The 6,923-nt window shown below is 38.8% G+C and carries 6 protein-coding genes and 2 pseudogenes; 4 read left to right on the plus strand and 4 right to left on the minus strand.

The genetic code is table 11. The features are described 5' to 3' along the window. Positions 1 to 204: 204 nt before the first annotated feature. Positions 205 to 1,029, minus strand: a complete 825-nt coding sequence (locus GCA01S_RS18575; RefSeq protein WP_042412388.1) for an ABC transporter ATP-binding protein — start codon at positions 1,027 to 1,029, stop codon at positions 205 to 207. 238 nt (positions 1,030 to 1,267) lie between these two features. Between GCA01S_RS18575 and GCA01S_RS18580 the strand changes: the two are divergent. Together GCA01S_RS18580 and GCA01S_RS18585 are read left to right on the plus strand one after the other, a co-directional pair. Then, a pseudogene (locus tag GCA01S_RS18580) lies at positions 1,268 to 1,640 on the plus strand (VOC family protein). Between the two features lie 43 nt (positions 1,641 to 1,683). Next, positions 1,684 to 2,928, plus strand: coding sequence for an MFS transporter (locus GCA01S_RS18585; protein ID WP_042412390.1), 1,245 nt, complete (start codon positions 1,684 to 1,686; stop codon positions 2,926 to 2,928). Between the two features lie 89 nt (positions 2,929 to 3,017). Here GCA01S_RS18585 and GCA01S_RS18590 read toward each other — a convergent pair whose 3' ends face one another. Together GCA01S_RS18590 and GCA01S_RS18595 are read right to left on the minus strand one after the other, a co-directional pair. Then, a complete protein-coding gene (locus GCA01S_RS18590) occupies positions 3,018 to 3,446 on the minus strand; it encodes a hypothetical protein (RefSeq protein WP_017435413.1) in 429 nt (142 codons plus the stop codon). A gap of 113 nt (positions 3,447 to 3,559) precedes the next feature. After that, positions 3,560 to 4,075 (minus strand): annotated as a pseudogene (locus tag GCA01S_RS18595) (TIGR00366 family protein); the annotation flags it as partial. Positions 4,076 to 4,567: 492 nt separating this feature from the next. On the opposite strand from GCA01S_RS18595, the gene GCA01S_RS18600 reads away from it, so the two are divergent. Further along, entirely contained in the window at positions 4,568 to 4,813 is a 246-nt protein-coding gene (locus tag GCA01S_RS18600; RefSeq protein ID WP_042412393.1) for a MerR family transcriptional regulator, read from the plus strand. Between the two features lie 17 nt (positions 4,814 to 4,830). Then, the gene (locus GCA01S_RS18605) at positions 4,831 to 5,373 is read left to right on the plus strand and encodes a TipAS antibiotic-recognition domain-containing protein (RefSeq protein ID WP_042412395.1); all 543 of its coding nucleotides are present in this window, start codon (positions 4,831 to 4,833) and stop codon (positions 5,371 to 5,373) included. A gap of 219 nt (positions 5,374 to 5,592) precedes the next feature. Here GCA01S_RS18605 and GCA01S_RS18610 read toward each other — a convergent pair whose 3' ends face one another. Continuing rightward, on the minus strand, positions 5,593 to 6,582 hold the full coding sequence (locus tag GCA01S_RS18610) for a lipoate--protein ligase (RefSeq protein WP_017435416.1): 990 nt from the start codon (positions 6,580 to 6,582) through the stop codon (positions 5,593 to 5,595). Positions 6,583 to 6,923: the final 341 nt, after the last annotated feature.

Raw genomic sequence — 6,923 nt, forward strand, 5'->3', positions numbered from 1 at the left:
GCAATAATATTCCATATGGAGCTTTTTGGGGCAAGTCCATATTACTGTGTAAATTCCTCTTTGATAGACGCCTTCGAACAGATGATTGGACATATGGTAGGGTCCCAATTGCAGGCCAAGAATTTCCCGTTATCCTTCCCGCAGCAATAAAAAACCACTCTAATAAAGCAATAAAGGAAACTTGGAGGACCAAGTTTCCTTTCCTTATTTTGATTCTACCTTCGCAAATTTTGTCGAACCAATATTTTGATGTATGGAAGCCCATGGTCTATTATTTTCCCAATGAACTTTCAGCGCCAATTGAAATGTCTCTGATAAAAACTCATCTGTTAATACTTCCTCTTTTGGTCCTGCAGCTACAATTTGTCCCTCTTTTAACAATAATACGTGTGTCATCTCTTCTACAATTTCTTCAATATAATGAGTGACATATAGTACGTGGCATTGCTGATGGGCAATAATTTCTTTCGTTAATGATAAAATCTCTTCCCTTGCTAAAATGTCTAATCCTATAGACGGCTCATCTAATATAAGCAATTTCGGTTTTGCCATTAACGCTCTTCCGATAAGTACCTTTCTTTTCTCTCCTTCTGATAATGTGTCATACGTTTTTCCCTTTAAGTGATCGATTCGAAAAGATGCCATTAGCTGTTCCGCCTGTTCTCGGTCCTCATTGATCACCTTTTCGTACAATCCTATCGAAGCAAATTTACCGCTGATCACAATATCCTCTACCGTTTCCGATTTTAAAGTTTGACTAAACCGGTCAAGAGAACTGCTAACAAATCCGATTTGCTTTCGCAGCTCAGGCAAGTTTGTTTGCCCGAATGGATGTCCTAAAACAGAAACTTCCCCTTTTGTCGGATATTGATAGCCTGTTACGATATTTAATAGGGATGTTTTTCCTGAACCGTTTAAACCTAATATGACCCAGTGTTCCTTTTCTTTTACTTCCCAATTTATATCCTTTAAAATAACTCGATTTCCTCTTATCAAGGACACATTTTTCATACTTATGATATTTTCCATTTCACACTACCCCTCTATTTTTAAGAATATTATAACAAATCAACAGGCCAGTGAGTAGTTCCAAAAACAAGGCTTTCTTATGCGAATATTTCTGTTCTGTTTAAAAAGATAAAATTGTAACAGTTGACAATTTGTGTCTGCTCACAGATAATACAGTAATAGGAACGTATATTCGCTCATTTATTGAGACTAGAATTTAATGTCGTTCTTACATGTTCATAAAAGGAGCTGGTTATAAGTGGGAAATTCAAATCAAAAAATTACTACGTGTTTCATGTTCAATGGCAAGGCTGAAGAGGCAATGAATTTTTACACCTCTGTATTTGACCAGTCAGAAATAAATAGTGTTTTTCATCATGAAGATGGAACAGTATTACATGCTACATTCACATTAAAAGGACAAACGTTTATGGCTATGGATAATAGCAACAAGCAAGAGCACCCTTTTACTCCTGCAATATCGCTGTTTGTAACATGTGATACCGATTAAGCAGTTATCGCAAGATGGCAAAATTCTAATGCCATTAGCTGCTTATCCATTTAGTGAAAAGTTTGGTTGGGTGGAAGATAAATATGGTGTTTCATGGCAATTAAACCTTGCAAAAAGCTAACAGTTAGTTGACAGCCAATTTTTAGATTAAAGAGGTTATTCTTATGTCATCAACCAACTCAAATCCATCTATGGCTTCACTATTACGCAATCGTTTCATCCAAACGATTATGACAGCTGGTTTGTTTATTCAGGTTGGCATTTGGGTACGCAACTTTGCTATTCTATTATTTGTCACGGAGAAGACAGATGGGGATGCGCTTGCCGTCTCACTCATATCGGTGGCCGAATTTGCACCGATTTTTATCTTCTCCTTTATTGGCGGTACGTTTGCAGACCGTTGGCGACCAAAACGAACGATGATCTGGTGCGACTTCTTAAGCGCTATATCGATATTTGTCATATTAATGGCGCTCCTGTTCAGCACATGGAAGGCTGTTTTCCTCGCAACATTCGTCTCCGCGATCCTATCGCAATTCTCTCAGCCTTCGGGGATGAAGTTGTTCAAAGTACACGTTCCGGGAGAACAGATGCAGGCGGGTATGTCATTATTCCAGACAATGATGGCTATTTTCATGATCATCGGTCCGATATTAGGCACGTTTGTCTTTCAACAATTCGGTATCTACATCTCTATGATGGTAGTAGGCATAGCTTTTCTATTATCTGCTCTCGTACTGACCTTATTGCCTCCCGACCGGATGGAGAAGAAGGACGAAAGTGAGACATCGCTCTGGGATGAAATGAAGCTCGGCTTTCAATATGTGTGGTCGCGCAAGATTCTTGTGACTTTGGGAGGCGGTTTCATGGCTGCTGGGTTAGGGCTTGGATTAATCCACCCGTTGGCCATCTTTCTGGTAACAGAGCGCCTTGGTCTGGAAGAGAATTACTTGCAATGGCTGTTCACAGCCCATGGAGCAGCCATGATTATCGGTGGCGCTGTGGCAATGGTATTCTCCAATCGGATTGCGCCGCACATCCTGCTGATGCTGGGGATGGGAAGCATGGCTGCAGGAATTTTTATGATGGGTTGGTCCACTATGTTCTGGCTTACCTTAATGGCTGAGTTTATCATCGGCTTATTCATGCCTGCTCTCCATATCGGCATTAATACGATTATACTGAACAATACCGATGAAACGTTCGTAGGACGTGTTAACGGAATATTGACCCCTCTGTTCATGGGTTCGATGGTAATCACGATGAGCTTGGCTGGTCTGTTGAAAAAACAATTCTCCCTATTCACGATCTATCAGGCCTCTGCCGCTCTCTTCGTCATCGGCATTCTGGTCATGCTCCCGATGTTCCGAATGCTTAAAACAGCTGAAGCCGGAATAAATAAAAATTAACAAAGCCCATTAGCCAGCCAGGCCGCGGTGCAGCACCACAGATGATGAAAATATTGGTTTGTGTCCATTAAAATGTAAATGAGGGGGTTCTAAAAGTAACCACTTTTGGAACACCCTCTGAGTTCAGAGAAAGCCTCTGTACTTTCAGCCTTGGACAAAAAAGCGATACTGTTATTGAAGTATCGCCACCCGTTAGCCAACCATGAAGCGAGCTTCACCACAGATGATGGAAGTGAATTCGTTCTTCCATGAGAGACACCCATGCCGCATCTATGCGGCACCATCAGAATCAACTCTAAGTATCGGTCTCCAATCCAAATATTTGCTACCTGAAATCCTTTGGTCCTCTTACCGGAGGTTGGATTGAACGGAAAGCCTATTGGCGCTATTTTGTCTTTCAGGGATTCTAATTTTGTTTGATCTTGGTCGATATGCACGACAAAATGATCCAAACGTATCATAATATTGTCACTCCTTTCCAAAAACACTTCAACATTATCTCCATACCTTTTTTGCACGCTCCAGCAAAAATCCTCCTTTGCATTCGAGGGGGATGGACTAAATACGATTATTTCGAATATAGACACTTATTAACTTGTTATGGTATCAACTTTTTGGATTTGCAGGAAATCTAGAAAAACGACAATCCAATCATAAAAATAATTCCAGATACCAGTAGCGTAGTGACACAGTACCCCATAATATCTCTCACTCCTAAACCCGCAATGGCAAGAGCAGGGAGTGCCCAAAACGGTTGAGCCATATTCATCCATGCCTCACCGTAAGCAATAGCCATCGCCGCAATCCCCGGATCTACTCCTAAAGAAGCAGCAGGCATAATGAATGGTCCTTGAACAACCCAGTGCCCTCCGCCAGACGGAACAAAGAAGTTAATTACGCCTGAACTTAAAAAGGCAAGAATCGGAAAAGTATGCTCATTAGAAATAGAAATAAAGGCATTCGTAATGACACCACCTAACCCTGATTGCTCCATCATCCCTCGAATTCCCGCATAAAAAGGAAATTGAATCAAAATGCCAGCTGTACCACGCGCAGCGTTTGTGATTGCTTTCATATATGATAGAGGAGTACCGTGCAACAACAAGCCCGTAAAAAAGAAAAGTAAATTAACTGTATTCACATCAACTTTAAATCCCTTTTAAAAGCGGGTCTGCTTCCATCGTTTAGGACTGGGGTGTAAATATTTTCGTTGAGTATTGTTCCGGGTGAACGTTACGATATTGAATTTACAGCAGAAAATTCGTTCCATTGTCATGATTTGCACCATGCTTCAGCCAAAACGGTCAAAAGATACAACTTCACCTAACAACGATCGTGAGCTTGCATCTTGTGTATTGTAAAAATGGGAATCAATTCGGATTACATCGCTTCTGGCAGAAATGATAATATGTCTCTCTTTCATTATGAATTCTATCTGCCTAGCATTTGTTTTGCATAAAAAACCATCGTGGCGCCTCGCTGATTAGCAGATAGGGGTCAAAACTTGTAATCCTTTCTCTTGTCCAGAATCTAATGCTAACTGGCAGATTATTAAATTAGGAAAGAACTTTTATACAAAAACCATTTGACTATGACATTACGTCACCCTTTATCCTGTAAATAGAAAGGAGGGAACCACTTGGATCGTAATTTTTACCGTATCACCGAGTTTGCTCGGAAGGCTTCTGTTTCCGTTAGAACGCTGCGCTATTACGATAAATTAGGCTTGTTGGTACCAAAGCATAATCAATCAGGTCATCGACTTTATACAGATGAAGATCTAATTCAACTGCAATATATTTTATCTCTAAAGTTTCTTGGATTTTCTCTAAAAAAATTAAAGATTTTCTTAAAGTTGATGCTAAACATTTTTAAAAACGATTAACGCAACAGAAAGCAATGATGAAAAGAAAGATTGCTCAAATCGAAAAAATAATCGAAGCAATTGAAAACGTAGAAAATGCTTTAACGTCAAATAAAATAGATTACGACTCCATTATAAATACGATCCAAGTGATACAAATGAAACCGGAGTGGGTAAATCCATATCTCACTGCCAAAGAGCGAAAGACAATGAGAGAATTGGTAAAACAATCATATTCAAAAGAAGCGTTGCGAAAATTAACTGCGAAAGGTTGGACAGAACAAGACTACAACCAACATATCAATCAATATCGATTATTTAGAGAATCATTGACAAAACTTGTTAAGAAAGGCGCCAGTCCTGATAGCCCTGAAGCACAGGAACTTGCAGAATTTTTGATGGAGATGATCCATCGTCGCTCACAAGGCGACCCGGATATTAAGGAAGGCATGAAAAAGATTTGGGAAAACTTCAACTCATTACCAGATCAAGAGAAGCCCAAAATTTATATGATTCCAGATAATGAAAGAGAGTTCATCAAAGAGGCCTGCATCATATATCACAAGAATAAAAACAGATAAACAGATTCAAGAAAAATGTAACGGCCTTTCCTCGATTGATACCGAGAAAAGGCCAAAGCTTTTCATTGCCTACTTGCTAGGAATATTTGCAAATAGACACTTTTTTAATACGGCGCCCACCTCGGCTGGTCTAGCCAATCATTCTGGAGTCTATCGACTCTTGCACGATTCGTCTTATGCTTGTTAAGACTAAACAGGGCGCTTGCTCCTTTTGTTCTTTCAATATATTAAATCGATAAATTCTTTTTTCTCAATATTTCCGAAATAATGCTTAATATCAACATCTTGCAACGCTTTTTCAATTTCAGATTTCTCATATCGTTTTCCGATAAGTTTTTCTTCGATTTCCCCTATGTCTCCGACTCCAAAAAAGTCACCGTAAATTTTGCAATTTCTAATTATCCCCTTTTGAACTTCGAGTCTCACATCTATTTGGCCTGCCGGGAATCGGTGTGAATGCTGAAAATTAAATTTAGGCGATTTTCCGTAATTCCATTCCCAATTTTGATAACGTTCTATAGAAAGCTTGTGAATGTTAGCCCAATCCTCTTCCGTCAAGACATATTCAGGAATCTCCTTGTCTTTTCCAAAAATACTTTTCAACAGAACGGAACGAAACTCTTCTATTGTCATTTTTTCTTTTAGAAATTCAGAAATATTTGCTACCCGGCTGCGAATGGACTTAATTCCTTTTGATTCAATCTTATCTTTTTTTACATTAAGTGCTGAAACAATATTCTCTATTTTCGAGTCGAATAACAGCGTGCCATGGCTGAACATTCTCCCTCTTGTTGAAAACTGAGCATTCCCTGAAATTTTTCTTCCTTCCACAACGATATCGTTACGACCGCTTAATTCCGCATTAACACCAAGTTTTTTTAACGCTTCAATAATAGGTTCCGTGAATTTTCGGAAGTTAAGAAAACTATCGCCATCATCTTTCGTAATAAAACTAAAGTTTAAATTTCCTAAGTCGTGATAAACGGCTCCGCCACCTGACAGTCTTCTGACGACATGAATCCCATTCCGCTCTACATACTCTGTATTAATTTCTTCAATAGTATTCTGGTTTTTTCCGATAATAATGGAAGGTTCATTTATATAAAACAATAGATACGTTTCATTAATATCGAGGTTTTTTAAGGCATACTCTTCGATTGCCAAATTAATTCTCGGATCCGTAATCCCCTTATTATCAATAAACAACATTTTTCCATGCACCTCGATTCAGGAAAATCCCTTACATATTCCGTTTTTTGACTGCTTGGTTGTTTAGGTATTTTTTTGTTTTAATTTCATTGATTATTTAGCACATAATTCTATTTTTTATAATTTCTAAAATATAAAATAAATAAAAAACACCTTCCTTTTTTTTGGCAATCTGGGAGTTCTCCCTCTGTATTCAGATCATTGACAAATTCGCCAGCACGGTTTCTGTTCGGTTTATCACCGGCTGAAATAAATAAAGTCGATCCAACGGGAAATCGTGTTACTACTCATGTGTTTGACAAACAGATTATCATTTTTTTCTCCCAATGTAAAGCAAATGT

It is taken from the genome of Parageobacillus caldoxylosilyticus NBRC 107762 (assembly GCF_000632715.1).
Taxonomy (GTDB): Bacteria; Bacillota; Bacilli; order Bacillales; family Anoxybacillaceae; genus Saccharococcus; species Saccharococcus caldoxylosilyticus.